This is a genomic window from Aureimonas sp. Leaf427 (assembly GCF_001425485.1).
Classification (GTDB): domain Bacteria; phylum Pseudomonadota; class Alphaproteobacteria; order Rhizobiales; family Rhizobiaceae; genus Plantimonas.
Map to the genome: position 1 here is coordinate 396202 of NZ_LMQW01000001.1, position 26260 is coordinate 422461.

General features: G+C 68.2%; 24 protein-coding genes. 1 reads left to right on the forward strand and 23 read right to left on the reverse strand.

Going from position 1 to position 26260, the window contains the following annotated elements:
- Position 1: 1 nt before the first annotated feature.
- The 5 genes from ASG62_RS01680 to ASG62_RS01700 are packed head-to-tail and all read right to left on the reverse strand — an operon-like array spanning position 2 to position 4634.
- Complete coding sequence (locus tag ASG62_RS01680; protein WP_056694424.1) at positions 2–991, reverse strand: branched-chain amino acid ABC transporter permease; 990 nt, start codon at positions 989–991, stop codon at positions 2–4.
- Positions 988–1875 (reverse strand): branched-chain amino acid ABC transporter permease, encoded by an 888-nt coding sequence (locus tag ASG62_RS01685; RefSeq protein ID WP_056694422.1) that lies wholly within the window; start codon positions 1873–1875, stop codon positions 988–990. The genes ASG62_RS01680 and ASG62_RS01685 overlap by 4 nt, the downstream gene beginning before the upstream one ends.
- A 5-nt stretch (positions 1876–1880) precedes the next feature.
- Positions 1881–2594, reverse strand: a complete 714-nt coding sequence (locus ASG62_RS01690) for an ABC transporter ATP-binding protein (RefSeq protein WP_056694420.1) — start codon at positions 2592–2594, stop codon at positions 1881–1883.
- Entirely contained in the window at positions 2587–3420 is an 834-nt protein-coding gene (locus tag ASG62_RS01695) for an ABC transporter ATP-binding protein (protein ID WP_056694418.1), read from the reverse strand. Before ASG62_RS01695 ends, ASG62_RS01690 begins: the two co-directional genes overlap by 8 nt.
- An 8-nt stretch (positions 3421–3428) precedes the next feature.
- A complete protein-coding gene (locus tag ASG62_RS01700; protein WP_056694955.1) occupies positions 3429–4634 on the reverse strand; it encodes an ABC transporter substrate-binding protein in 1206 nt (401 codons plus the stop codon).
- Positions 4635–4962: 328 nt separating this feature from the next.
- On the opposite strand from ASG62_RS01700, the gene ASG62_RS01705 reads away from it, so the two are divergent.
- Positions 4963–5874, forward strand: coding sequence for a LysR family transcriptional regulator (locus ASG62_RS01705; protein WP_056694416.1), 912 nt, complete (start codon positions 4963–4965; stop codon positions 5872–5874).
- Positions 5875–5974: 100 nt separating this feature from the next.
- On the opposite strand, the gene ASG62_RS01710 is transcribed toward ASG62_RS01705, so the two are convergent.
- The 18 genes from ASG62_RS01710 to ASG62_RS01795 all read right to left on the reverse strand — a co-directional run bounded on the left by ASG62_RS01710 (position 5975) and on the right by ASG62_RS01795 (position 26174).
- Positions 5975–6637, reverse strand: a complete 663-nt coding sequence (locus ASG62_RS01710) for a hypothetical protein (protein WP_056694414.1) — start codon at positions 6635–6637, stop codon at positions 5975–5977.
- Complete coding sequence (locus tag ASG62_RS01715) at positions 6634–7347, reverse strand: S1 family peptidase (RefSeq protein ID WP_082537176.1); 714 nt, start codon at positions 7345–7347, stop codon at positions 6634–6636. Before ASG62_RS01715 ends, ASG62_RS01710 begins: the two co-directional genes overlap by 4 nt.
- Positions 7348–7364: 17 nt before the next feature.
- Positions 7365–7898: an RT0821/Lpp0805 family surface protein gene (locus tag ASG62_RS01720; RefSeq protein ID WP_056694409.1), complete on the reverse strand. Its 534-nt coding sequence runs from the start codon at positions 7896–7898 to the stop codon at positions 7365–7367.
- Between the two features lie 55 nt (positions 7899–7953).
- On the reverse strand, positions 7954–11655 hold the full coding sequence (locus ASG62_RS01725; RefSeq protein WP_056694407.1) for a tubulin-like doman-containing protein: 3702 nt from the start codon (positions 11653–11655) through the stop codon (positions 7954–7956).
- 216 nt (positions 11656–11871) lie between these two features.
- A complete protein-coding gene (locus ASG62_RS01730; RefSeq protein ID WP_156381914.1) occupies positions 11872–12351 on the reverse strand; it encodes a hypothetical protein in 480 nt (159 codons plus the stop codon).
- 43 nt (positions 12352–12394) lie between these two features.
- Positions 12395–13888 (reverse strand): hypothetical protein, encoded by a 1494-nt coding sequence (locus tag ASG62_RS01735; protein ID WP_056694404.1) that lies wholly within the window; start codon positions 13886–13888, stop codon positions 12395–12397.
- The gene (locus ASG62_RS01740) at positions 13888–15285 is read right to left on the reverse strand and encodes a hypothetical protein (RefSeq protein WP_056694401.1); all 1398 of its coding nucleotides are present in this window, start codon (positions 15283–15285) and stop codon (positions 13888–13890) included. Before ASG62_RS01740 ends, ASG62_RS01735 begins: the two co-directional genes overlap by 1 nt.
- A 1-nt stretch (position 15286) precedes the next feature.
- The gene (locus ASG62_RS01745; protein ID WP_156381915.1) at positions 15287–15736 is read right to left on the reverse strand and encodes a hypothetical protein; all 450 of its coding nucleotides are present in this window, start codon (positions 15734–15736) and stop codon (positions 15287–15289) included.
- A gap of 766 nt (positions 15737–16502) precedes the next feature.
- On the reverse strand, positions 16503–16961 hold the full coding sequence (locus ASG62_RS01750; protein WP_056694397.1) for a YeeE/YedE family protein: 459 nt from the start codon (positions 16959–16961) through the stop codon (positions 16503–16505).
- A 3-nt stretch (positions 16962–16964) separates the two neighbouring features.
- Positions 16965–17390: a YeeE/YedE family protein gene (locus ASG62_RS01755; RefSeq protein WP_056694953.1), complete on the reverse strand. Its 426-nt coding sequence runs from the start codon at positions 17388–17390 to the stop codon at positions 16965–16967.
- A gap of 2 nt (positions 17391–17392) precedes the next feature.
- Complete coding sequence (locus tag ASG62_RS01760) at positions 17393–17818, reverse strand: ArsR/SmtB family transcription factor (RefSeq protein WP_056694395.1); 426 nt, start codon at positions 17816–17818, stop codon at positions 17393–17395.
- Positions 17819–17920: 102 nt separating this feature from the next.
- A complete protein-coding gene (locus ASG62_RS01765) occupies positions 17921–19354 on the reverse strand; it encodes an NAD(P)(+) transhydrogenase (Re/Si-specific) subunit beta (protein ID WP_056694393.1) in 1434 nt (477 codons plus the stop codon).
- 14 nt (positions 19355–19368) lie between these two features.
- Positions 19369–20937, reverse strand: coding sequence for a Re/Si-specific NAD(P)(+) transhydrogenase subunit alpha (locus ASG62_RS01770; protein WP_056694391.1), 1569 nt, complete (start codon positions 20935–20937; stop codon positions 19369–19371).
- 59 nt (positions 20938–20996) lie between these two features.
- The gene (locus tag ASG62_RS01775; protein ID WP_056694389.1) at positions 20997–21920 is read right to left on the reverse strand and encodes a sugar kinase; all 924 of its coding nucleotides are present in this window, start codon (positions 21918–21920) and stop codon (positions 20997–20999) included.
- Between the two features lie 122 nt (positions 21921–22042).
- Positions 22043–23053, reverse strand: a complete 1011-nt coding sequence (locus ASG62_RS01780) for a zinc-binding alcohol dehydrogenase family protein (protein ID WP_056694386.1) — start codon at positions 23051–23053, stop codon at positions 22043–22045.
- A 188-nt stretch (positions 23054–23241) separates the two neighbouring features.
- The gene (locus tag ASG62_RS01785) at positions 23242–24276 is read right to left on the reverse strand and encodes an aldo/keto reductase (protein ID WP_056694385.1); all 1035 of its coding nucleotides are present in this window, start codon (positions 24274–24276) and stop codon (positions 23242–23244) included.
- A gap of 28 nt (positions 24277–24304) precedes the next feature.
- On the reverse strand, positions 24305–25642 hold the full coding sequence (locus tag ASG62_RS01790) for an MFS transporter (protein ID WP_082537175.1): 1338 nt from the start codon (positions 25640–25642) through the stop codon (positions 24305–24307).
- Positions 25643–25775: 133 nt separating this feature from the next.
- The gene (locus ASG62_RS01795) at positions 25776–26174 is read right to left on the reverse strand and encodes a MarR family winged helix-turn-helix transcriptional regulator (protein ID WP_156381916.1); all 399 of its coding nucleotides are present in this window, start codon (positions 26172–26174) and stop codon (positions 25776–25778) included.
- Positions 26175–26260 lie beyond the last annotated feature (86 nt).

The following is a 26260-nucleotide window of genomic DNA, read 5'->3' on the forward strand; positions in this document are numbered from 1 at the left end:
ATCAACCGCCCTCGCCGCCGCCGAAGCGCCGCCCGAGACGGGAGGCGAGGAACTCGCCGACGAGGCCGCGCCGGAAGAGGAGGACGCAGACCATGAAGATCACGCCGGTGATCACCGTGACGGGAAAGGCCGAGGTGGCGAGGCTGTTCTGGATGGCGACCACGAGCCCCGCGCCGACGACCGGCCCGAGCATGGTTCCGATGCCGCCGAGCAGCGTCATCAGGATGACCTCGCCGGACATCTGCCACGTCACGTCGGTCAGCGTCGCGAACTGGAAGACGAGCGCCTTCATGCCGCCCGCCACGCCCGCCAGCGCCGCCGACATGACGAAGGCGGAGAGCTTGTAGGCGTTGACGGAATAGCCGAGCGAGATGGCGCGGCTCTCGTTCTCGCGGATCGAGCGCAGGATCGTGCCGAAGGGCGAGTTGACGATCCGGTAGATCGCGAAGATCGCGGCGAGGAAGGTCGCGAGCACGAAGAAGTACATGGCGATCGGGTCGGCCAGATCGACGAGGCCGAGGAAGCGCCCGCGCGGCACGCCCTGCAGCCCGTCCTCGCCGCCGGTGAAGGGCGCCTGAAGGCAGAAGAAGAACACCATCTGCGAGAGGGCGAGCGTGATCATGGCGAAGTAGATGCCCTGCCGCCGGATCGCCAGCGCACCGATGACGAGGCCGAGGGCGGCCGCGGCCGCGGCGCCCACGACGACGCCGAGTTCCGGCGTCAGCCCCCATTCCTTGACCGTGTAGGCGGTGACGTAGGCCGCGCTGCCGAAGAAGGCGGCATGGCCGAAGGAGAGAAGGCCGGTATAGCCCAGAAGCAGGTTGAAGGCCGCCGCGAAGAGGGCGAAGCAGAGGATCTTCATGAGGAAGATCGGGTAGAAGAAGAAGGGCGCCGCCGCGAGCAGCCCGACCGCGACGAGGAGAAGCCCGAGCCTCAACCCGTTCGAGGCCGGACGCTCCCGCACCGCGCCGGTTGCCGCAACGCTCGTCATGCCGTCCTCCCGAACAGGCCGGCCGGGCGGATGAGAAGCACCACGGCCATGATCACGAAGACGACGATGTTGGACGCCTCGGGATAGAAGACCTTGGTCAGCCCCTCGCAGAGGCCGAGCAGATAGCCGGTCGCGATGGCGCCGCCGATCGAACCCATGCCGCCGATGACGACGACCGCGAAGACCGTGATGATGATGTTGGTGCCCATGAGCGGGCTCACCTGATAGATCGGCGCCGCCAGGATGCCGGCGAGCCCGGCAAGGCCCGAGCCGAACCCGTAGGTCAGCGTCAGGAGCAGCGGCACGTTGATGCCGAAGGCGCGCACCAGCTGCGGGTTCTCGGTCGCGGCGCGCAGGTAGGCGCCGAGCCGCGTTTTCTCGATCAGCGCCCAGGTGACGAGGCAGACGAGAAGCGAGGCGACGACGATGAAGCCGCGATAGTTCGGCAGGAACATGAAGCCGAGATTGGTGCCGCCGGACAGAAGCTGGGGCGGCGCGTAGGGCTGGCCGGAGGCGCCGTAATAATAGCGGAACGTGCCCTCGATCACGAGCGCGAGGCCGAAGGTGAAGAGAAGGCCGTAGAGCGGATCGAGATCGTAGAGCCGGCGCAGCGCGACTCGCTCCACCACCGCGCCGATCAGGCCGACGACGAGCGGCGCGAGGATCAGCGAGGGCCAGAAGCCGATGCCCGTCACCGAGAGGAAGAGATAGCCGACGAAGGCGCCCAGCATGTACTGCGCCCCATGGGCGAAGTTGATGATGCGCAGGAGCCCGAAGATGATGGCAAGGCCCAGACTCAGCATCGCGTAGAAGGAGCCGTTGATCAGCCCGACGAGAAGCTGCCCCAGAAAGGCCTGGACGGGAACGCCGAAGATCATCGTCATCCCGGTCAAACTCCCAGCGTTTCGGTCATCTGCGTCATCCGGCTCGGCAGCTCGCCGACGGGGAAGCCGTCCAGCACGCGCCCGTGGTCCATGAGGTAGAAGCGGTCCGCGACCTTGGCGGCGAAGCGGAAGTTCTGCTCGACGAGCAGCACCGTCATGCCGCGCGCCTTCAGCACCTGGAGAATCTCGCCGATGCGCTGGACGATGACCGGCGCGAGCCCTTCTGTCGGCTCGTCGAGAAGCAGGAGCTTGACGCCCGAGCGCAGGATGCGCGCGATGGCGAGCATCTGCTGCTCGCCGCCGGATAGCTGCATGCCGCCGCTCTGGCGCCGCTCCTTCAGATTGGGAAAGAGCGTGTAGATTTCCTCCACGCTCATGCCGCCCGGCGCCACGATCGGCGGCAGCATGAGGTTTTCCTCGACGGAGAGGCTGGCGAAGATGCCGCGCTCCTCCGGCACGAAGCCCATGCCGAGCTTGGCCACGCGGTGGAGCGGAACCTTCAGGAGATCGCGGCCCTCGAAGAGGAGCGTGCCGCTGCGCTTGGAGAGAAGCCCCATGATGGCGCGCAGCGTCGTCGTCTTGCCGACGCCGTTGCGCCCGAGCAGCGTCACGGTCTCGCCGGGAAAGATGTCGAGATCGACGCCGTGCAGCGCCTGGCTCTCGCCATACCAGGCATTGAGGCCGCGAACGGCGAGAAGCGGCTTGCCGCCGTCAGACATGGTCGGTTCCCATATAGGCCGTGCGCACGCGCTGGTCGGTGGAGACGGTGCGATAGTCGCCCGCCGCCAGAATCTCGCCGCGCTGGAGCACGGTGACGCGGTCGCAGAGATCGGCGACGACCTTCAGATTGTGCTCCACCATCAGCACCGCATGGCTCTTGGCGACCTCCCGGATGATGGCGGCGATGACCTCCACGTCCTCGTGCCCCATGCCCGCCATCGGCTCGTCAAGGAGCAGAACCTTGGGTTCGAGCGCCAGCGTCGTCGCGATCTCGAGGACGCGCTTGCGCCCGTAGGAGAGGCTGGCCGCCGGGCGGTCGCGCGCTTCCGTGAGACCCACGGCCTCGATCAGTTCCATCGCGCGCGCGTTCAACCGGTCGAGGCTCGAGAGCGGGCGCCAGAATTGGACGGCGAGCCCGCTCTGCCGCTGGAGCGCGACGCGGACGTTTTCGAGGATGGTCAGATGCGGAAATGTCGCCGAGATCTGGAAGGAGCGCACCAGCCCCATGCGCGCGACCTTGGCCGGCGCCGTCTTCGTGATGTCCTCGCCCATCAGCGAGATCGTGCCGGAGGTCGGCTGCAGGAATTTCGTCAGAAGGTTGAAGACGGTCGTCTTGCCCGCCCCGTTCGGCCCGATCAGCGCATGGACCTCGGCATGCCCGACGTCGAGATCGACCTTGTTGACCGCGGTGAAGGCGCCGAAGTCGCGCCGGAGCCCCCGGCAGGACAGGACGGCCTCGCCCTTGGCGAGCGTCCGGCCGGGCTCGGCGGCCCCGGCGGCCCTTGCCAGGACGCCGGGGCTTGCAGATGGGATGGCGGTGCTCATGCCGGCGCTTACGGAGTGACCAGCGGGCAGTTGCTCTTGGCGGGGTCGAGATAGGCCGTGTCGCCGGGCACGGTCGCCAGAACCTTGAAATAGTCCCAGGGCTTGGTGCTCTCGGACGGCTTCTTCACCTCGAGAAGATACATGTCGTAGATCATGCGGCCGTTCTTGGCGACCTTGCCGCCGCGCGCGAGGACGTCGTCGACGGGCATCTCGTGGAGAGCGGCGGCGACCGGCTCGGTCGCGTCGGTCTTGGCCTTGTCGATCGCCTTGAGATACTGCAGCACCGCCGAATAGGTGCCGGTATGGATCATGTTCGGCATGCGCTGCGTGCGCTCGAAGAAGCGCTGGCCGAAAGCACGCGATTCATCGTCCCGGTCCCAGTAGAACCCTTCCGTCAGCGACAGGCCCTGCGCGGCTTCGAGGCCGAGCCCGTGGACCTCGGACAGGGTGAAGAGGAGCGCGGCGAGCCGCTGGCCGCCCGCCACGATGCCGAACTCCGCCGCCTGCTTCACCGCATTGGCCGTGTCGAGGCCGGCATTGGCCATGCCGATCACCTTGGCGCCCGAGGACTGGGCCTGGAGCAGGAAGGAGGAGAAGTCGGTGTTCGACAGCGGATGGCGGACGGAGCCGAGAACCGTGCCGCCGCTTTCCTTGACGAAGTTCGAGGTCTGCTCCTCCAGCGAATAGCCGAAGGCGTAGTCGGCGGTGAGGAAGAACCAGGTGTCGCCGCCCTGCTTCACCAGCGCCCCGCCGGTGCCGACGGCCAGCGCGTGCGTGTCGTAGGCCCAGTGGAAGCCGTAGGGGCTGCAGGCCTTGCCGGTCAGGTCGATCGTCGCGGCGCCCGTGACGATGTTGATCTTCTTCTTCTCCTTCGACAGGCCCTGCACGGCCAGCGCCACGGAGGAGGTCGTCAGTTCCATGATGGCATCCACCTGTTCGGTGTCGTACCACTGGCGCGCGATGTTGGAGGCGATGTCGGGCTTGTTCTGGTGATCGGCGGTGATCACCTCGATCTTCTTGCCGAGCACCGTGCCGCCGAAATCCTCGACCGCCATCTTGGCGGCCTCGAAGGACCAGCGGCCGCCGAAATCGGCGTAGACGCCGGACTGGTCGTTCAGGATGCCGATCTTGACGATATCGTCGGAGACCTCCTGCGCCGCGGCAGGCATCGCCGCGGCCGCCGCCAGCGCGGTGGCCGCGCCTGCCAGGAACATGCCCTTCAGTCTGCCGGAAATCGTCATCGCTCTCCCTTTCGCCCAATCCATCGATCGCGTCTCGGGACGTCGCAGGGCCGGCATCGTCTCCGCGCCCCCGTCCTGCGATCCGCAAGGGTCAAGGCGGCATCGGATGGACCGGCCGTGATCGTCCTCCCCGCTTTTCCGCCCGTCGTTCGCGCGCGTTAAAAGCCCTCGCCGCCCTTCGGCCTCCCAGCGGAACGGCGGCGACAGGGAAAGGCTAACACCAAGGAAGATGCATCAGAATGGCGTTTTTCGTACAGCCATTGTACGAAAATGCACAGGGACACGATGCTGAGGACGCCGTATGCGGTTCGACTGGGACGACCTGCGCCACTTCCTGGCCGTGGCCCGCACGAGCCAGCTCTCGGCCGCCGCGCGCCGGCTGCGCAGCAACCATGTCACCGTGTCCCGCCGGATCGACCGGCTGGAGCAGGCGCTGTCCATGCGCCTTTTCGAGCGCTCCTCGCGCGGCTACACGCTGACCGTTCTCGGCGAGCGCCTCGTCGCCCATGCCGAGCGCATGGAGCGGGAGGTGGAAAGCTTCGGGGAGACGATGCTCGGCGCCGGCGAATGGGCGCGCGGCGTCGCCCGGCTCTCGACGCCGGAGGGCTTCGGCAATTTCTTCCTGGCCGAACGCCTGCCCTCCTTCGCCCGCGCCCATCCCGGTCTTCTCGTGGAGTTCGTGACGATCCAGCAGATCGTCTCCCTATCGCGCCGCGAGGCCGACCTTTCCGTGACGCTGCACGTGCCGAGCGCCGGCCCCTACACGAGCGAGCGCGTCGCGGGCTACCGCCTCTTTCTCTACGCCTCGCGCGACTATCTCGCCCGGCACGGTCCGATCGGCACGCGGGCGGAGGTGAACCTCCATCCGCTCATCGGCTATGTCGAGGACATGATCTTCACGCCGGGCCTCGACTATCTGTCCGAGATCCTGCCGGGCATGCGCGCGGGCTATCAGAGCTCCAGCATCCAGGCCCAGCTTCAGGCGACCCTGGCCGGTTTCGGCATCGGCATCCTGCCCTTCTTCATCGCATCCCGTCACGCCGATCTCGTGCCCATCCTGCCGCGCGAGCTTCATCTGGAGCGCGACTACTGGATGAGCGTCCACGAAGACCTCGCCGCCGCCCCCCGCATCCGCATCCTGGCGGACTTCATCCGGCGTCAGGCAGCGGAATTCGGCCCCCGATTCCGGGGAGAGGCGCTGCTCGGCACCTGACGGCGGCGGCGCTCTTTCCCGTCGGTGGAATGGCATCGGCCGCCGCCATGCCATGTCGGTTGGCGCGGGAGGCCAGCGGTCCTTGTCGGGGCCGCTTGTCTCAGAACGACGAGGACCCGCAGGCGGCGAAGCGCGTTCTAGGCTCGGCGGCACAGGTGCCTGTGCGGTTCGATCGCTCCACCGTGGTGCGCAGGGCGCCGATATCGGCGGGCGTGATGTCGCCGTTGTCGGCCTGCTGCGTCTGCGCGTCGCGGCGGAACTCGCTAAGGGCCGCCATCGTCCTGTCGGCATCGGGCGTGCCGAACTCGTCCGGCAGATAGGCGAGCGCGGCGAGGTAGGAGGCCGCGCGCTGGATGAGATCGGGATCGGGCCCGGAGCGCCGCACACGATCGAGCGAGATCGAGCCGTCGGAGCGCCAAGTCGAGAAATCGGCGGAGCTGGCGCAGCGCCGGCCGGAATATTCGTAGATCGCCCGCCCGTCGTCTCGCGTGACCGTCAGCTCGAAACCGCGGCAGGGATCGTAGCAGCCTGCGCCGCAGATCTCCCCGGTCGACCGGGACACCGCCTTCTGCGGAACGACGTTGATGGCGACGTCGCGCCCGAAGGAGCGGGAATTGTCCGATCCCGACCGCGCGGTGCTCAGCGTCTGGTCGACGAAACCGACGACATCGCTCCACTGGTCCGACGTCAGTTCCTCCTCGGCCCGCACCGTCGAGGCAGAGAAAAGGAAGAGAAAAGCGGCAAGGCAGCGAAGCGCGGTCATTGGCAGCGGATCTTCACGACGGCATCCTCCGGGCTCGACGCCTGCAATGCTGTTCCAAGGTCTGGCGCGCCCGTCGGCGGCTGCGCGAAGAAGCGCCGCATCCGGTCGGAAAGGCCGGTGTGGGAAAGCGCCACGACATCGCGCGGCGGCCTGTCGAGACGGCCGACGACGATACCGGCAAGCCGGCGTTCCTTGTCGAAGACCGGAGCGCCGGAAGCGCCGGCCACGATATCGGCATCGAGCTCCAAGACCGGAATGCCGGCCTCGTCGAGCGTCGCGCCGTGAAACGTGGCGGCATAGGTGACGGGCCGCCGGCCGCCGACGCGATCGACGGGAAAGCCGACGATGGTCATTCCGTCTCCCGGCCGCGGCGCGGGCGCCCGGCCGAGGACGAGATGGCGCGACGCCGCCCCCTCGACGATGAGGACGGCGGAGTCGCGGCGCGGCTCCGAAGCTTCCAGCCTCGCGTTCATCGTTCCGATCCGGCCGTTGGTGACGGCGAAGTTCCTGCATCCGACGAGGACATGAGCACTGGTCAGAACATGGTTCGGCGAGATGAAGAACCCGCTTCCGACAGCCGACGAGCCCTTCTCCATGGGAGCCCGCTCGACCGCACGGACCATGTCCTGCAGGGAGGGCGCGCGCTCGGCCGCTCCAGCCTCGCCAAGCCCGGCGAGACAAAATCCCGCCAAGCCTGCCAGCCCTCTCATGAGCCTCGTCGTCTGCCTCACTTCCAGCTGCCGTCGGCCTGGCGGCAGAGCTTCGTCTCGTCGGAGATCGGCTCGCCGTCCTTGAAGTAGGTCTCCTTCATGACCTTGCACTCTTTGTTCTTCACGACGCCGCGCAGCGGCGTGATCGTGCCGCGATTGCCGGTGTCGGGATTGTTCCAGGCGACCTGCTTGGGCGCGGCGCGCGGGGCGGCGCGATTCTGGCCTCCGATGCTCGAGCGCGCGGCCTGCTGGTCCTGGTATTCCTCGTCGCGGATCGCCTCCATCAGGGCGGCCTGACGGCGCTCGCGATCGCGCGCGTCGATCTGCGCGCCGATCGTGCCGCCGACGACGGCGCCGGCCGCCGTGATGAGCGCGCACTGGGTGGCATTTCCGCCGGCCAGCGCGCAGCCGACCCCACCGATCAGCGCGCCGGCGCCGGCGCCGACGACGGTGTTCTGCCCGACCCCCTGGCCCGTCTGGCAGGCACTGAGCGTGGCAAGGGACATGGCGAGGGCCGTGATGCGAAGGAACGATGCGCGATGAGCCAGCATGGGTCGGATCTCTGTTGGGTTGCGAAATGGAAGGCGGACGAAACTTACGACCCTGTCAGGGTCGCGGAGGCGGCGGAGGCGGCGGAGGCGGTGCGACCGAAGCGCCGGCGGCGCTCGGCAGGAGACGGGCGAGCTGTGGAACGCCGGCGGCGGAGACCCAGGCGGAGCTGCCCTCGGGACAGACCATCATCTCGCTCTTCAGCTGGCCGAGCTGCGCCAGCATCTCGAAGGCGGAGAGATCGTAGGGGCCGACGACCTGGCCCTCCGAGTTGAAGAGCCAGAACCGCCCGCTTGCGACGGGTGGCGGCGGCGGGAAGCCGGCGGGCGCCGCCGGTGCGAACGACGCCGGCTGGATCGCCGAGGGGATCGAAGCCGCCGCTGCCGGAACGCTCTCGCCGGCGATCAGCGAGCGAAGGGACGCATCCGAGAAGGCCGGCCAGTTCAGCGTCCGCTTGTGCGTCGCGCGCAGATCGGCGGGATCGTCGGGATTGCGGCCGACCTCGGTATCCTCGACATCCCCGATCGTGCCGAAGATCGTCGTGGTCCAGCGCTCGATCGTCTTGAAGACGCGGTCCGCGGCCTCGTCCTCGGCAACGCCCAGCGGCACCTCGCCCGCCGTGCGCCGAGCGCGCTGCAGGAACTCGGCCTCCATCCGCAGGCAGACATGGTTGCCGATGCCGCCCCGGCGGATGGTCGGCCCCCGCTCGGTGGATTCGAAGCGCCTCGGCGTGTAGACGCGCTCGGCGAACCAACGCGCCAGCGCCGCGAGCCCGACATATTGAGCCGAGGTCAGCCCGTCCTCGACGCGCGCGATGCTGTCGAGCAGCTTGGACTGCTGCCCCGTCTGGAAGCCCCTGCGCCGCAGGTGCTTCTCGTCGCCGACCGGGTCCCAGTGATTGCGGCCGATCTCGATCTCGTAGGCTCCGCGTCTCTCGTTGAAGCGCAGGGCACCGAAGAAGACGCCCTTGAGGAACAGTTCGATCCGTTCGCGCAGGAGGTCGAGCTCGGCATTGGTCGGCACGAGCGGATCGGGAAACCTCAGATCGTCCTTGTGATTGTGGAGCGGGAGCCCGTCCGGCTTGTTCTGCTCGCGCAGATAGGACGGCCGCCATTCCGAACGGATCGGCGCGATGGCATCGAGCGGAAAGCCGGACAGCTCGCAATAGCAGACGATCCGCCCCGGAACGCCCGACTCCTCGTAGGAGACCGAGGTGAGGCCCGACTGTCCGGGCAGGCGCGACAGCACCACGCTGTTGAACTCCTCCCGAAAGCCCTCGACGCCATCGACGGCGATGAACATCTTGTAGCGCTCGTTTTCGGGGCGAAAGCCGCGGCTGAAATCGGTGTAGATCCAAGGCATCGCGCGAACGATCAGGAGATCGAGCAGCCGGCGCTGCTCCATCTGCGGCAACTGGCGAAGCGCATCCGTGACGGAGGGAATGCGCGCGCGCTGGCCGCCGAGCCGGCGGTTCGTGACCGCCCGGAGCAGGCCGAGGATCTCGATGCGCCCGTCGTCGGTCTCGAGCTTGGCGAAGATCTCCCGCGAGCCGCCGACGCTCTCGAAGGCCTCGCGCGCCCATGCGATGTGATTCTGGGTGCTCTCCTGCGCCAGCTCGATGCCGGAATCCTTGAGGACGAAGAACGTGCCGCCGTCGCCGCGCTTCAGCGCGTCCTGAAGCTTGGCCGTGTCGGCGTCGATGACGGCGACGAGGCCGCGCACGCGCTTGCGCCCGGTCTGGAACTCGCCGATGAGCCCTGTCCAGATCGTCTCGCCGGCATCGTCGATGCCCTGCTGGTCGCCGAGGAAGGCCGAGGCGGTCCGCAGGAGCGTGATCGCCTCCTTGCAGGCGATCGAGCGCAGGCGCGCCTGGAGGGCGGCGGTCAGATCCTCGCGGACCTGGTTGAGATAGCGCTCGCTGGCCTTGCGCCCGCCGCCGGTGAGGATGTTCCCCGAGGCGGCCTGCTGGAGGCGGTCGATCGAGGCTTGGACCTGCTGCGAGGTCAGTCGGTTGGCGCGCTGGGCATAGGCCTCCTCGGCGAGCGTCAACCGGGCAATCGAACCCTGGCCGGGCTCGTCCAGCCGCCGCTTGATCTCGCTGACGAGGCCGATCGTGTATTCGAGGCCGCCGCGCTCCTGATCGTCGAGAATCTGGTAGAGCGTGGCGCGCAGGCTCCCGTCCTGCACGCCCTTGGCGAGGAGAAAGGTCTCCAGCCGCTCGCGCGCCTTGGCGATCTCGGCCCCCTTCGGCCCGTAGGTCCCGCTCTGGCCGACGCGCCCGTCCACGTCCCGCACGCGCAGCTCGACGATCCGGCGAAGCTCAGCCTCCCAGGCCTTATGGTCGGGAATGCGCGCCTGGATGCCGACAAAATCCTGCTCGATCTCGAGCGCCAGCATGTCGGCGATGGAGCTCTTGTCCTCGCGGCGCGACAGGAGATCGACGAGTTCGAAATCGGCGATCGGCGCCTGCTCGAAGGAGGCCCGCCGGTCGTAGTCGTCGACGAAGGCCTTGAGCTTGACGCCGAGCCGATCGCGGAGGAAGGCGTCGCGCTCCTCGGTCGTCGGCTGGCGCGCGCCGCCGCCGGCCAGCGCCATGCCGAAGAAGCTCTTCACCATGGCCGCGTTGTTGCGCGACAGGTGCTCCTCCACCTGCACGCTCGCCTTCGACATCAGCGTCGTCTGCCCGATCGCGGAATAGCCGCGCGAGAAGAAGAGGCCGTCCTTCAGCCAGCCCGGCAGGTTCGGCACGTAGCTGCCGAGCTTGTGCTGCTGCTGGTTGACGGCAACGGACCGCTTGCGGCGCGCGAAGTCGCTGGAGCCGAAATCCTCGAAGAGAATGTCGGCGACCATATCGAAAATGTCGTTCTTCTCGCCCGTCTGCTGGCCGGCGATGTTCTGGCGGTCGAAGAGGAAGACGTCGTTATAGGGCGTCTTCACCTCCGGCAGGGGCTTGTCGTAATCCGTCCAGCGCTGGGTATAGGCCGGATCGCTCGTGCCGCGCATGGCGTATTCGAGCTCCGACAGAGCCGCGTAGGTGTTGGCGAAGACGCGGTCCTTGTTGGCGTCGCGATAGCCGCCGGGCAGCATGAGGAAGAGGTCGAGCTGGTCGATCTTCGGCGTGCGCAGCGACCGCAGCGCGTAGCCCGCGTCGATGAAGGCGCCCGAGCCGGTGCCGCCCGCGCTGGAGGCGACGACGACGACGCGCAGCTTCGTGCCGGTCTTCAACCCGAGGCTGCGCAGGATGGATTCGTTCGTGACGTTCTGCGTGACCCGGTCCGCCTGCGTGCGCACCAGATTGATGAAGTTGGTGTATTCGTCGAAGAACAGGAGCCGGGAGATCGAACGGATCTGGCCTGCACCCTTTTCCGTGTCGATCCGGTGGAGGTCGCCCTGCGGCAACCATTCCCGGATGATCGGGTAGTTCTCGATCTCCGTCATGTAGTGGCCGACATCGACCTTTTTCTGAATGGTCTCGCCGCCCTTCGAGAAGGCGACGCGCGCCGCCATGATGTCCGTCGCCCCGGCCCGGCCGCTTTCGCGCGCCTCGGCCGTGTCGGTGTCGAAGTAGACGAAGCGGGCCGGCGGAAACTCGTCGAGGCTCGAAATGCTGCGTCCCGACCAGTCCGCCTGAAGGATGCGGCGGCGCAGGCGCAGAAGTATCTCCATGCCCGTGCCCCCGAGGGCCACGAAGACCGTCGGCATGACGTCGAGGAGCGTATCGGGCTTGCGCGGCCCTTCGGCGGTGGCAGTCTCGCTCATCGCGTCATCCTTTGGCGGTCGGCAGGTATCGATGCGGCGCGCCGTCGGGCGATCGACGGGCGCGGGTCCGGGGCAGGTCCTGGGCGGCGGGCGGGCCCGGTCCCGAAGGACGGAGCTAGAGTTTGTCAGGGATAAGTGGGAACCGGTTATCCCGAAAAGACAAACGAAAACAAAGGAGTCTAGAGTCTGTCTGGTTCAGTGTGAACCTGACAGACTCTAGCGGCGCGTCTTCAGCGCGACGCTGCGCTTGCGCAGGAAGAGGACGAGAAGAAGCAGCGAGACGACGCCGGCCGGGCCGATCAGCACGAAGCGCGTCCAGAGCGTTCCGATGAAGGCGGCGATGAGAACGAGACTGGTGAAGGCGAGGAAGGCGAAGAGAAGCCACCCCGCTTCCGAAGCCGGACCGGGCGCGGCGTAGCGCGCCTGAAGCCCGCGCGTGACCGAGAGCTTCACGGCGAAGAACACGCCGAGGAGAAGGACGAACACGACGCCGCCGGCGACGAGCGCGTTCGTGGAGACGTCGCGCGGCAGGAGAAACGGCGGAAGAGCCGTGCCGACCTCGGTCCGCGCTTCGGGCTGCGTCGCCTGCGGCTGCACGGACGCAGGCGGGGCGGCCGGCGCGCTCGACGGCGCCGGCGCGGCCCTGGCGGCGCCCTGGGGCGCGGGGATGCTGAAGTCGGCCTGGGCCAATCTCATCGGCGCGTTCGTCATCGTCGAGGGTTCCAATCGAAGCGGCAGGTCAGGTCGAGGGGTGGATGGACGGGGCGCCGAAAAGCCTGCCCGTGACGCGGTGGCGGCTGCCGTCCAGCCCTTCGACCGTCACCGCCTGCCCCGATCTCAACAGGAGGCGATGGGAGCTTCCGCCGGCTGCCACCGTGTAGGTCCGGGCTCTTGTCGCGAGCCAGACGAGGGCGCCGACGGCGGCGAGGAGAGCCAGAAGCGCGCCGGCCGCGAGATAGAGGGGCAGCGAGGAGAAGCGCACGACGAGCCTCATCGGGACGTCGGTCACGGCGCTGTCGATCGCCTCGTAGTCGAAGAAGATGCGCGGCAGCTGCTCCTCGACGAGCTGGCGCTGCCCATCCCCGAGAAGGCTGCCGCCGAAGACGGCCGCGGCCTTTTCCACGAAGGCGTCGTCGAGATCGTATGAAAGATCGTTCAGCGCGATCCTGAGCCGTCCGTCGATGACGGCCTCCGTCTCGAAGAGACCGGCAAGACCGGGCGGGCGCTCGAAGGGCGGCAGCGAGAGGGTGAGCGCGACGGGCGCGGAGATCGCCCCGGCCGCAAGGTCCTGGATCTGGGGCGGATCGGCGCTGGCCTGCGGCCCGTTCTCGGCGGCCCCGCTATCCCAGCGCGTCGTGACGGTCGCGCTGACGATCTTCTTGGGATAGGCGACGTTGCGAACCTGCCCGCGCACCGTGAGGACCCGGCCCGCCTCGGCCGCCAGATCGTCGACCACGACGATGCCGTCCTGCATGCGGGCCGTGACGCCGTCTCCCAAACTCTGCGCGTCGAGGATCAGCTCGACCGCCTCGGGCGCGACGGGCTTCAACGAAACCGGCGGATCGGCGAAGAGACTGCGAATGGGCGTGCCCGGCGCGATCACGACATCGAGCGCGCGCGCCGCCGTCTCGCCGTAGGCGATGGCATAGATGATGAAGCCGTTCTCGGAGAAGTTCGGCCCGACGACGCGCATGCGCAAGGGAAAGGAGACGATGCGCGTGATGAAGTCGGACTGGCGCAGGAGATCGTAGAAGCCCCGCGTGTTCTCCATGACGTTCTGGCTGTTGTCGGGCGAGTTCTTGTTGTTCGTGACCATCCAGATCACGCCCTCCTGCCCCTGCAGGATGGTACCGAGCGTGCTCTTGAGAGCGCCCAGGAAGTCCGCGTCGGCATAGCGACCATTGGCTCTGCGCGGCACGTCGATGCGCGACACCGCCTCGAAGGCCGCATCCGACACGGCGCCTTCGAAGACGACGTCGGGCGAGCGACGCCCCTCGATCTGCCCGTCCTGATTGAAGCTCGCGATGGTGATAGGAACGCCGGTCAACTCGCTGGACCGCACCAGATGGGTGACGAGGTTGAGGAACTGCGAGGTCTCGTCCTTGTAGAACGGCTCCATCCAGCCGGAATTCTGAACGAGATAGACCTGCCGCACCGTGCCTTGGGCGGCGGCGGAGGAGATCCAGCCGAAGAGGGCGAAGACCGTGGCGAGCAGGAACGCGGCAGGACGCATCACTCGAGTTCCCATCTGTAGAAGGCGCCGTTGACCGCGCTGCCGACGATGAGATGACGATCGGTGCGATAGGCGAGGATGTCGAAGCGGTTGCGCAGCTGTGCGCTGGCCTTCAGAGAGATGACGCGCGCGCCGGACTGCCAATGAAGCGTCGAGGTGCGGATGCGCTCGGCGCTCGTGCTGAAGAGCCCGGCAATGTCGCCGTCGTCCACCAGCGCGACGAGCGTTCCCAGATTCTTGCCGTTGGCGCCCTGGTCGTAAGCCAGCGGGAGGAGGATACGGCCGGCGCCGGCTTCGATCTGGAAGGAGACCGGGTCCTCGTCCCACGGCGTTTCGAACACGCTCCGGCTGAAGAAGCTCTGCTGCCCGGCACTGACATGCGGCCCGCTGAGCGGCGTCGTGCGCGGCGAGCGCGTCAGGCTTCGATAGGCGAAATGGGACTGCGTCTCGACGAGGACATGCAACGTGTTGCTGCTGTCGCGCAGCGGCCGCGGGCCGAGCACGGCCTGGACTCCATCGGGGAACGGTCGCACCTCGCAGGTGCGCTCCCCGTAATCGGAGCTCATCAGGATGTAGGAATGCGCTCCCACCCAATACGTGTCGGGCAGTTGCGAGGGCACCTGCACCGGAACGGAGAAGGCGAAATCCGAAGCGTTCGGGACGCCCGCGACCTCCATCGTCCCCCAGCGCCGTTCACGGGACCAGAAGACCTCGATCGAAATGCGCCCTTCGACGAGCATCGGAAACGCGATGCCGCCGTTTTCGATCGCGACCGGCGAGCCACAAGGCCGCCCTTTGGGAGCCGGCGGCGAATGGAGAACCATCCGGGGCAGCGAGCCGGACATCTCGCAGACGACGAGCCGCTGGCCGAAGACGCCGGCAAATCCGTCGCGCGTGGCGACGACGGAAAACGCATGGGCGGGCAGGTCGGGCGGCGCCAGCCGGTCCAGCTCGATCCAGGCGCCGGTCCGGCACTGGAAGAAGAGAACGCCCTGCGCCGTCAGGCAGAAGAGCGTCGTCGGATCTCCGCACGCGAAGAGGGCGACGATTCCCGCCGGCATGGCGACCGGCGCACGGGACTCGACATCGGGCGAACGTCCGCCGAGATCGAGATCGGGAAGCCCGTCCGCTCGCAGATACGGCGCGCCGAAGGGCGCATCGAGCCCGGCACGCCGGACGAGAGGCCGTCCGGTCTCGGGATCGAAGCGGAAATGCGGCGGGAAGACCCGCCCTGTCCGCTCGTCGAGTTGGAGGTCGAGAAGATCGAAGGAAGCATCGCTCGCCTCGACCATCTGGTCGCCGGATCGCAGGCCCACCAGCGATCCGCCGTCGAACGACCATTCCAGATCGTCCGCGCCCGACCGCGCCTGCCGCCAGATGCCGTTCTCGACGACCATCTCAGTTTCCCACCAGGCTGCGATTTCGGGCGGAGACGATATCGACGGTCGTCGGATCGGCGACCGCCCGCAGATCGACCTCGGAAAGCCCGCGAAGATCCAGCTCGACAGGGGTCGATCCGTTCACGACGTAGAGCTTGCGGCCGGCGCGGATGCGGAACGGGCCTTTACCTTCGAAGGAAACGGACGCTCGCTCGCCGCCGGCGCCGAGGCTGACCGTCTTCCACGCCTTCGTCAGGCGGACGGACGAGCGCGACGGCTCGGCCGGCGACGAAGGCTTGGCGGCCGGAACGGAACTGCGCGCCGTCGGCGCAGGCACCGAGGCCGGAGCGGCGGGAAGAGCGGGCGCGGCGGCACCCGACGGGCTTCCGGCGACGTCCCTCACCCGCGAATCGGTCGAAGTCGAGGGCGAGTGCCGGGAGAACAGGGCCGCGGCGATGATTGCGATCACGACCAACGCCGCGAACCGCCGCTTGGCTTTCCCGCCCTTTTGCGCCGGAACCGTATTGTCCGGACCGGAAGGACGGGAAGCGTCGCGAGCGGGCTCGACCGTCCCGCCCGCATCCGGCGCGGATACGGCGACAAAGGACGGCACCGCAGCCGATACGGCGCTTGGTGCCGGAGACGAGGGAGAGCGGGGAGACGAAGGAGCCGGAACGGCCGCGCGCAGCTCCTTCGACCAATCGACATCGTCGAGAAGGTTCGAAACGTCGGGCGCCGCCGCTACGACTTGCGGAGCGCTGCAGAAGGGACAGAAATCGACCTGAAGCTGCAGGTTTTCCCGGCACGAGGAACAGACCGACGGAGGACGCGATGCCGATCCCTTCGGCTCTCCTGCGTCACCGCCCGACATGGAAAATCCCCGCCTTGGCGGCAGGCCCCGGCATCGACGATCGAGAGCGAAGACGTAAGGTTTTCGGCGTGGATTCGAGACAGATGCTTCCGGCTTCCGGGGCGCGGCCTACACACCGTGCGAGCTTCGTCGCACCGTCTCCGCGAAGGGCTTCACCCGTGCCGATCATCAACCCTCAAACCACGCCGTACGCTCGATCGTCAGCACACGCCGATCGCCCCGACGAGTTTGCTAGCATACGCCTTAAGATTGTCAATATTCTGGTTGTGCACTCCATCTCATTGTTCGACCTATGGTCATGTTGTGTGACTTTATGGCCTTAGCGGCGGCGGCGGGCGCGACCGTGCCGCGCCGAGCCGGCCGCTCACGCGTCGGCGGTTCGGGACGTGGAGGCGGGTCCCGGCGCGGGTTTCGGGGCGGGGAGGAGGCGGAAGAGGACCATGCCGGCGGCCATCGCGGCGACGAAGACGACGACCTCGCCCGGCACGAAGCCGAGGCTGGCGAGCGCCGGGCCGGGGCAGAGGCCGACGAGGCCCCAGCCGATGCCGAAGAGCGCAGCGCCCGAGAGAAGCCGCGCATCCACGTCGCGCCGGGTCGGCCATTCGAAGCGGGGCGCGAGGACCGGGGCGCCCATGCGGCGGGCGAGCGCGAAGGCCGGCGCCGTGACGAGGATCGCGCCGCCCATGACGAAGGCAAGGCTCGGGTCCCAGTCGCCCGCGACGTCGAGGAAGCCGAGCACCTTGGCGGGATCGACCATCTGCGAGACGACGAGGCCGGCGCCGAAGACGAGGCCGGCGAAGAGAGCGAGGAGGATGCGGCTCATGGCTCAGGCTCCGACGACATGGCGGGCGAGGAAGACGGTGGCCGCCGCCGCCGCCATGAAGGTGACGGTCGCGACGATCGAGCGCCCCGAGCCGCGGCCGATGCCGCAGACGCCGTGGCCGCTCGTGCAGCCGGAGCCGAGCCGCGTGCCGAAACCGACGAGAAGCCCGCCGGCGACGACGACCGGCAGCGCCGCATCGACCGAGACGGCCGGCATCTCGTAGCCCGAAAGGACGAGAAGCGGCGCTGCCGCGAGGAGCCCGACGAGGAAGGCGATCTGCCAGCCGAACTCGCCCGCCGCCGGCCGCAGCGCGCCGCCGAGAATGCCGCTGATCCCGGCGATGCGGCCGTTCATCAGGAAGAGGATGGCGGCGGACAGGCCGATCAGGAGACCGCCGGAAAGCGCGGATACGGGTGTGAAATGCTCCATCGTCATCGATCCTCGTTCTGGGCGCGGGCGTTTTCCCGGGCGCGGGGCTTCGTTTCAGCCGGGACCGGCGCCGGCGGACGGGCGGCTTCCGCGGGTGGGTGAAGCGGGGGCGGGCAGAACAGGCCGTGCAGCGTCGCGAACAGGGCCTCGATGCGCGGATCGCAGACGCGATACCAGAGCGTCTGCCCCTCCCGGCGATAGGCGACGATGCCCTTCTCGCGTAGCACGGTCAGATGCTGCGAGAGCGCCGATTGCGACAGGCCCACGGCCTCCGCCAGAGTGCCGACGCTCCCCTCGCCCCATTCCACGAGCTTGCAGAGGAGCATGAGGCGGCGCTCGTTCGCGACCGCCTTCAGGATCGCCGCCACTTCGCCGGCCTTGTCCTCGAAGGCCTGCAGGTTCTCCGTTCCGAATTCGTCCAGCTTCATCAGAGAAGTCTAATATAGAGTTCTCTAATATAAAAGCCCAAAAAGAAGGTCCCGCGAGGATCGGCCGCCATGGGCCGGCCCCGCGGGACCTTCGACGCGATCTCAGATGAGCTTGAGGATCTGGTCGATCGAGGCCTTGGCGTCGCCGTAGAGCATCCGCGTGTTCTCCTTGAAGAAGAGCGGGTTCTCGATGCCGGAATAGCCGGTGCCCTGCCCGCGCTTGGAGACGAAGACCTGCTTGGCCTTCCAGACCTCGATCACCGGCATGCCGGCGATCGGCGAGTTCGGGTCTTCCTGTGCCGCCGGATTGACGATGTCGTTGGAGCCGACCACGATCGCCACGTCCGTCGAGGGGAAGTCCTCGTTGATCTCGTCCATTTCCAGGACGATGTCGTAGGGCACCTTGGCCTCGGCGAGGAGCACGTTCATGTGCCCGGGCAGGCGGCCGGCCACGGGGTGGATGGCGAAGCGCACCGTCTTGCCCTTGGCGCGCAGGCGCTTGGTGAGTTCCGAGATCGAGCCTTGGGCCTGCGCCACCGCCATGCCGTAGCCTGGCACGATGACGATCGAGTCCGCATCGTCCAGCGCCTGGGCGACGCCCTCGACGTCGATCGCGACCTGCTCGCCGGTGATCTCGGCCGCCGGTCCCGTCGTGCCGCCCCAGCCGCCGAGAATGACCGAGACGAAGTTCCGGTTCATCGCCCGGCACATGATGTAGGACAGGATCGCGCCGGAGGAGCCGACCAGCGCGCCCGTGACGATCAGGAGATCGTTCGAGAGCGTGAAGCCGATCGCCGCCGCCGCCCAGCCGGAATAGCTGTTCAGCATGGAGACGACGACGGGCATGTCCGCCCCGCCGATCGCCATGATGAGATGCCAGCCGAGCGCGCCCGCCAGAACCGCGACGAGGACCAGCGTCCAGATGCCCGCGCCGTTGAAATAGGCGATGCCGAGGATCAGCGCGACGACGAGGCCGGCGAGGTTGATCGCATGGCGCTGCGGCAGGACGAGCGGCTTGGAGCCGATCCGGCCGGACAGCTTGCCATAGGCGACGACCGAGCCGGTGAAAGTCACCGCGCCGATGAAGACGCCGAGGAAGACCTCGACGCGCATGATGGAAAGCTCCACCGGCAGCTTGTGGGCGAGCGTCGCGGCAAAGCCCGTCAGCGTCTCGCCGGTGCCCGAGGCGAGCGCCGCGGCCGCGCGGGCGGCCTCGATATCGGCGTTGAAGCCGATGAAGATCGCGGCCAGACCCACGAAGGAATGGAGCGCGGCGACGAGTTCGGGCATCTGCGTCATCTGCACGCGGCCGGCGAGCCAGCCGCCGGCGAACGCGCCGAGGACGATCATCGGGACGATCAGCCAATGCGCGCCGACGCCGGGCGCACCGATGGTGGCGACCACGGCGAGCGCCATGCCGGCGATGCCGTACCAGACGGCGCGCTTGGCGCTTTCCTGGTTGGACAGGCCGCCCAGCGAGAGGATGAAGAGGATGGAGGCGACGATATACGCCGCGCTGACGAGACCTTGGCTCATGGTGGTGATCCCGCTCAGCTCTTCTGGAACATCTTCAGCATCCGGCGCGTCACCATGAAGCCGCCGAAGATGTTGACCGATGCGATGAGGATGGAAAGGGCGCCGAGCACCGCGACGATCCAGCTGGACGAGCCGACCTGCAGGAGCGCGCCGAGGATGATGATGGACGACACCGCGTTGGTGACGGCCATCAGCGGCGTGTGCAGCGCGTGGGAGACGTTCCAGATGACGTGATAGCCGACGAAGCAGGCGAGCGCGAAGACCACCAGATGCTGGAGGAAGCTTGGCGGCGCGACGAGTCCGATGAGGAGCAGCAGAAGCGCGCCCCCGGCGAGAAGCCCGATCTGCTGGCGGCCGGCCTTGCGGGCGGCGAGCGTCTGGCGCGCGGCCTTCTGCTCCTGCGTCTCCTCCACGACCTTCTTGACCGGTTGCCTGGCGATCGCTGCGATCTTGGGCGGCGGCGGCGGGAAGGTGATCGCGCCCTCGTGCGTCGCGGTCGCGCCGCGAATGACGTCGTCCTCCATGTTGACGACGACGACACCGTCCTTCTTCGGCGTCAGGTCGTCCATCATGTGGCGGATGTTCGTCGCGTAGAGCGTCGAGGACTGCGTGGCCATGCGGCTCGGATAGTCCGTATAGCCGATGATCTTGACGCCGTTCTCCGTCTCGATCGCCTCGTCGGGAACGGTGAGGTCGCAATTGCCGCCGCGCTCGGCGGCTAGATCGACGACGACGGAGCCGGGCTTCATCGCGGCCACCATGTCGGCCAGCCAGAGCTTGGGCGCGTCGCGGCCGGGGATCAGCGCCGTCGTGATGACGATGTCGACCTCTGCGGCCTGGGCCCGGAAGAGCTCGAGCTGCTTCTCGCGGAATTCGGGGCTGGAGGGCGCGGCATAGCCGCCCGTCGCCGCGCCGTCGGCCGTGTCGGCGAAGTCGAGGAAGAGGAACTCCGCGCCCATGGACTGGATCTGCTCGGCCACCTCGGGGCGCACGTCGAAGGCGCGCACCTGCGCGCCCAGCGACTGCGCCGCGCCGATGGCGGCAAGGCCCGCGACGCCCGCGCCGATGACGAGAACCTTGGCCGGCGGCACCTTGCCGGCGGCCGTGATCTGCCCGGTGAAGAAGCGTCCGAAATGGTTGCCGGCCTCGATCACCGCGCGATAGCCCGCGATGTTCGCCATAGAGGACAGAGCGTCCATCTTCTGCGCGCGGCTGATGCGCGGCACCATGTCCATCGCGATCGCGGTGACGCCGCGATCCTTGAGGCTGGACAGAAGATCCGGGCTCTGCGCGGGGTAGAGGAAGGAGATCAGCACCTGGCCCGAATGCGACAGCTCGACCTCGGAGGGCTCGGGCGGGCGCACCTTCGCCACGATGTCGGCCTCGCGCCAGAGCGCATCGGCGTCGGGCACCACGCGCGCGCCGGCTTCGGCATAGGACGCGTCCGAGAAGCGCGCGGCCTCGCCGGCCCCGGCCTCGACCAGGCAGTCATAGCCGAGCTTGCGAAGCCGTCCGACGCTTTCGGGCGTCAGCGCGACGCGCTTTTCGCCCGCGCGAACCTCCTTGGGCACACCGAACTTCATGATGCTTCCTCACTCTTGCGGCCCGTTTCGGGCTTGTCGTTATCGGATATCCCCGCCGGTCAGGCGTCGGCGGACAGGAGGTTCTCGCGCTCGACCAGCGCGCCGTGGTGACTGATGACGCGCGCCGCGATCCCGGCGGCGAAGGCGGCTGCGGCCTTCGGGTCGCCGGTCCGGGCGAGATGGGCGAGATAGGCGCCGTTGAAGCTGTCGCCTGCGCTGGTCGTATCGACGACCTCGGCGACCGGCGCGGAGGGCACGAAATGCGACGTGCCGTCGTCGAGCGCGATCGTGACGCCGTTCCCGCCATCCTTCACGACGACGCTTTTCGCCCCGTGCGCGCGATAGCGCCGGATCGTCTCCTCGATCGAGCCGTCGCCGAAATGGGTCGTCTCGTCCTCGAAGCTCGGCATGACGATCGTCGCGACCTCGGCGCCGGCCGAGATCGCCTCGCGCATGCGATCCGCCTCGTCCCAGAGGCGCGGGCGGATGTTGGGATCGAAGACCACGGTCTTGCCGGCGCTGCGGGCCCGGCCGAGCTCGGAAAGAAGCGTGGCCAAGGCGTCGGGCGAAAGGATCGCGAGCGTGATGCCGGAGAAGACGATCACGTCGCTCGCCGCCATCGCCTCTCGCAGATGCGAGGGATCGTCCGCGAGGGCCTTGGCGGCCGAGGCGGATCGCCAATAGGAGAAGCTGCGCTCGCCGCCGTCGAGATGGATCATGTAGAGCCCGACGGTCCGGCCCTCGATCCGGCGGACGAAGTCGGTTCCGACTCCGACGCTGCGCATGAAGTCGAGGCTCTCGTCGGAGACGCGATCGGTCCCGACCGCCGAGAGATAGTCGACGCTCCAGCTTTCGGGCAGAAACATCCGGGCATAATAGGCGGCGTTGAAGCTGTCGCCGGCATAGCCCTTGGCAAAGAGACCGGCCCCGGCCTGCCTCAGCTCGACCATGCACTCGCCGATGGAAAGAAGTCTGCCGCTCATACCGTCTCTGCTTGCCGAGACCACCTTGCCGACGCCCCTCGGCATCGACCTTCCGCGTCTCTTTCCGAAACATCGCCGGCGAATACGACAAGCATTCCTTATGAAATCGCCGGTCGAACCGCTTAGAGTTCCAGGATCGCCTTTATCACGCCCGCCTCGGGACGCAACCACTCGCTCATGAGGCGCGGGGCGTCGGCCAGCGCGCCCTTATGGGTGTTCAGCGCCCGCGTGGGCACCCGGCCCGCGCCCATCTGCGCGACGACCTCCGCGAAATCATCGGCTTGGGCGTTTCGGCTGGCGAGAAGCGTCATCTCGCGCTTGTGGAATTCCGGATCGGAAAAGGTGATGTCCTGCCGCACCACGCTGACGAGAATATAGCGCCCGGCATGGGCGACGAGGCCGAATCCCCGCTGCATGGCGCCGGCATTTCCGGTCGCGTCGATCACGACGTCGAAGAAGTCGCCGCCGGTGATGCGCCCGGCCTCGGCCTCGGCGGTCTCGTCGGCGAGCAGCGTGCGGTCGGCGGCGAGCTGATCGACGGTGAAGGCCAGCCGGTCCGCCCGCGTGTCCATGACCGTGACGTCCGCGCCCCGCGCCTTGGCGAAGATGATCGCCGACATGCCGATCGGCCCCGATCCGACGACGAGCACGCGGTCCGAAGCCGTGATGGCGCCGCGCTTCACGCCATGGGCACCGATGGCGAGGAACTCGATCATCGCGGCCTCGTCCAGCGAGGCCGTGCCGGCCGGCACGACGTTCTGCTCGGGCACGCAGATGAACTCCGACATGCCGCCGTCGCGATGGACGCCGAGCACGGAGATCGATTGGCAGGCATTGGTGACGCCGCGCCTGCAGGCCACGCAATGGCCGCAGGAGAGATAGGGCACGATGTAGACGGTCTCGCCGGCGGAGAGCCGCGCCGATCCGTTGGCGTCCTCGACCGTGCCGGACAGTTCGTGGCCCATGACGCGGGGATATTCGAGGAAGGGATGCTTGCCCTGGAAGATGTGGAAGTCGGTTCCGCAGATGCCGACGCGCCGGATGCGCACCAGCACCTCGCCGGCCGCGGGCCGGGGCACGTCCCGCTCGATGAGGGACAGCTTGCCCGGCTCGTCGCAGATCAACGCTCGCATGGATCACCCTTCGCCTGACGGAGGGAAATTTCGCCGCGTTCCCATCGGGATCGATCGGCCGAGCCTCTTTGCGAAGACGCCCCCCGCGCCCCCGGCCCATCTAGAGCAGGGAGGAAGGCGCGTTCAAGATGCGCAGGGCGATGCCGCCGCAAAAAGCGCCGGGTCGGGCCCGGCGCGTCTCATAGCCGTCAGCGGATGCCGAAGCTTGCCACGTCGGTGTCGCCGAGCTTCTTGGCGAAGAGCGCGCCGCGCCGTCCCGCCACGAGATCGTGCGGGAAGCCGAGGGGAACGGCGCTCGCCCGGTCGAGCCTTGCGATCTGCTCCGCCGAAAGCGCCACCGCGGCTGCGCCGAGATTGTCCGTAAGCTGCTCGACCGTGCGCGGGCCGATGATGGGCAGGACGCCCTTGGACAGGACCCAGGCGATGGCGACCTGCCCCGGCGAGACGCCGGCCTCCTCGGCGACGGCGAGGACGGCGTCCACCACCGCCACCTTGCGCTCGTCGTCCTCGGAATGGATCACGGCGCCCAGCCCCTGCGCCCGGCCCGTCTCGCCCTTGCGGTACTTGCCCGTCAGGAGCCCGCCGCCGAGCGGCGACCAGGCGACGGTGCCGAGCCCGAACGCGGCCGCCATCGGCAGAAGCTCGCGCTCCGGCGTGCGCTCGACGAGGCTGTATTCGATCTGCAGAGCGCCGAGCGGCAGCGTGCCGCGAAGCTCGGCGATCGTGGCGGCCGTCGCGACCCGCCAGGCGGGAAAGTCGGAGAGGCCGGCATAGAGGATCTTGCCCGCGCGGGCGAGATCGTCGAGGCCGCGCAGGATCTCCTCGATCGGCGTCACGCCGTCGGGCATGTGCACCCAGAGAAGATCGATGCGGTCGGTCTTCAGCCGCTTGAGACTCGCCTCCACCGACTGGCGCATGGTCTTGCGGCTGTTGCCCGTCGCCTGGAGCCCGGCATCGGGCGCCGCGCCCAGCGCGAACTTCGTGGCGAGCACGATGTCGTCGCGGTCGTTGCCGATGAACTCGCCGAGAAACGTCTCGGACTGGCCGAACTGGTAGCTGTCGGCCGTGTCGATGAAATTGCCGCCGGCGCCGCGATAGGCGTCGTAGATCGCGCGCGCCGCCGACGCCTCGGTGCCGTAGCCCCAGCCGGTGCCGAAGACGCCGGTGCCGAGCGAAAGGGTGGAGACGCGAAGGCCCGTTCGGCCGAAGAGACGATAGCGCATGGCGATGATCCTCTGAAAGACGGCAGGCTCAGGCGGGAACGGGCTCGGTCTTGGCGGCGCTGAGCGCGAGAAGGCCGGCGAGCAGGCACAGCGTGCCGGCGGCGTAGATGGCCGGCATGTAGGAGGCGAGCTCCGTGCGCGAGGCGCCCGCCGCCATGGCGGCCGAGGCCGCGCCGAGCTGGTGGCCCGTGAAGATCCAGCCGAAGACCATGCCCGCCTTCTCCCGGCCGAAGCGCTCGGCGGCGAGGCGCACCGTCGGCGGCACGGTCGCCACCCAGTCGAGCCCGTAGAACACGGCGAAGAGGCCTATGCTGTAGAAGGAGAAGTCGGAGAAGGGCAGGTAGAGGAGCGAGAGGCCGCGCAGCGTATAGTAGACGAAGAGAAGACGGCGGTTGTCGAACCGATCGGACAGCCAGCCCGATCCGACCGTGCCGACGAGATCGAAGAGGCCGATCACCGCGAGCGTGCCGGCCGCCGCCACCGGCGCCACGCCGAAATCGCCGCACAGCGTGATCCAGTGCGTCTGGATCAGACCGTTGGTCGAGAAGCCGCAGACGAAGAAGGTCAGGAAGAGAACCCAGAACGTGTTCGATCCCGCCGCCTCCTTCAGGACGATCAGCGGCGACATGAGAAGCGCGCCCATCGAACTCGGAACGGCGACATGCGGCAGGACGGCCGCTTCGCCATAGGGCGGCAGTCCGACATCGGACGGCCGGTCGCGCATGACGAAGGCGACGAGCAGCAGCGCGGCCAGGAGCACGGCGACGACGAAGGTCAGCGCCGCCCGCCAGCCGATCGCCTCGGTGAGGCCGGCGAGCATCGGCAGGAAGACGAGCTGGCCCGTCGCGTTGCTCGCGGTGAGAAGGCCGACGACGAGGCCCCGCCGGGCCGAGAACCAGCGCGCGGCGACGGTGGCGCCCAGCACCAGCGCCGTCATGCCCGTGCCGATTCCGATGACGACGCCCCAGAGCAGCACGAGGTGCCAGAGCTGCGTCATGAAGAGCGAGCCGACGATGCCCGATACGATCAGCCCGATCGCGAAGGCGACGACCCGGCGGATGCCGAAGCGGTTCATGAAGGCGGCGGCGAAGGGCGCCATCAGGCCGAAGAGCACCAGACGCAGCGCCATGGCGGCCGAGACGTCGGCGTTCGACCAGCCGAACTCGGCCTGGAGCGGCGCCAGCATGACGCCGGGCGCCCCCATGGCGGCCGCGGTGGCCAGCATGGCGGCGAAGGTGCAGGCGACGACGGCCCAGCCGTAATGGATGCCGCGCGCAGCAAACGCCCGCACGAGCCGCCCCTTCGGCGCGGCGCCGGCAAAGGGCGGCGCGCCGGCGGCTTTCGCCGAATCAAACGATGCGGTCATGCGACCTCCGATCCGGGGATCGCCCCGCTGCAGTCATGGCGCCCTCGAGGGCCTTCGCCGGCCCGAACGGTGCGCCCGTTCGCCCGGCACCCGCCCATCGCGGCCGATGGTCCCGACGGGCTTCGGGCGGATGTCAAAGCGTGGCCGCCAGGGATCGGAGCGTGGCGGCGGTCTCGGTGCCGATCCGCGCCTCGATCGCCTCCTGCGCCACGCGCCACGCGCCACCGGCGGCGTCGAGCACCGTCCGGCCCTCGTCCGAGAGGCTCACCTTCGCCTCGCGCTGGTCCTCGCCCGAGGCCGAGCCGACGAGGCCCATGGCCTCCAAGACCCGCACGTTCCGCCCGACCGTCGACCGGTCGAGTTCCGCGCTTCGGCCAAGCTCGGTCAGCGACGTCGTTCCGGCCCGGCCGATCCGGCGGAGCAGACCGTATTGCGCGATCGTGATCCCGAACGGGGAGAGCGCGTCGTCGTAGACGGCGGTCACCTTCCGCGACACGGCTCGAAGGGCGATGCAGGTGCATTCGGTCAACATGAATGCGGGCATATACCCGCATCAAAATTCGGTCAAGCCGGCGACGGGCTGTCTGCCGAAAGCTTGAACGCGGGGCACGACAAAAA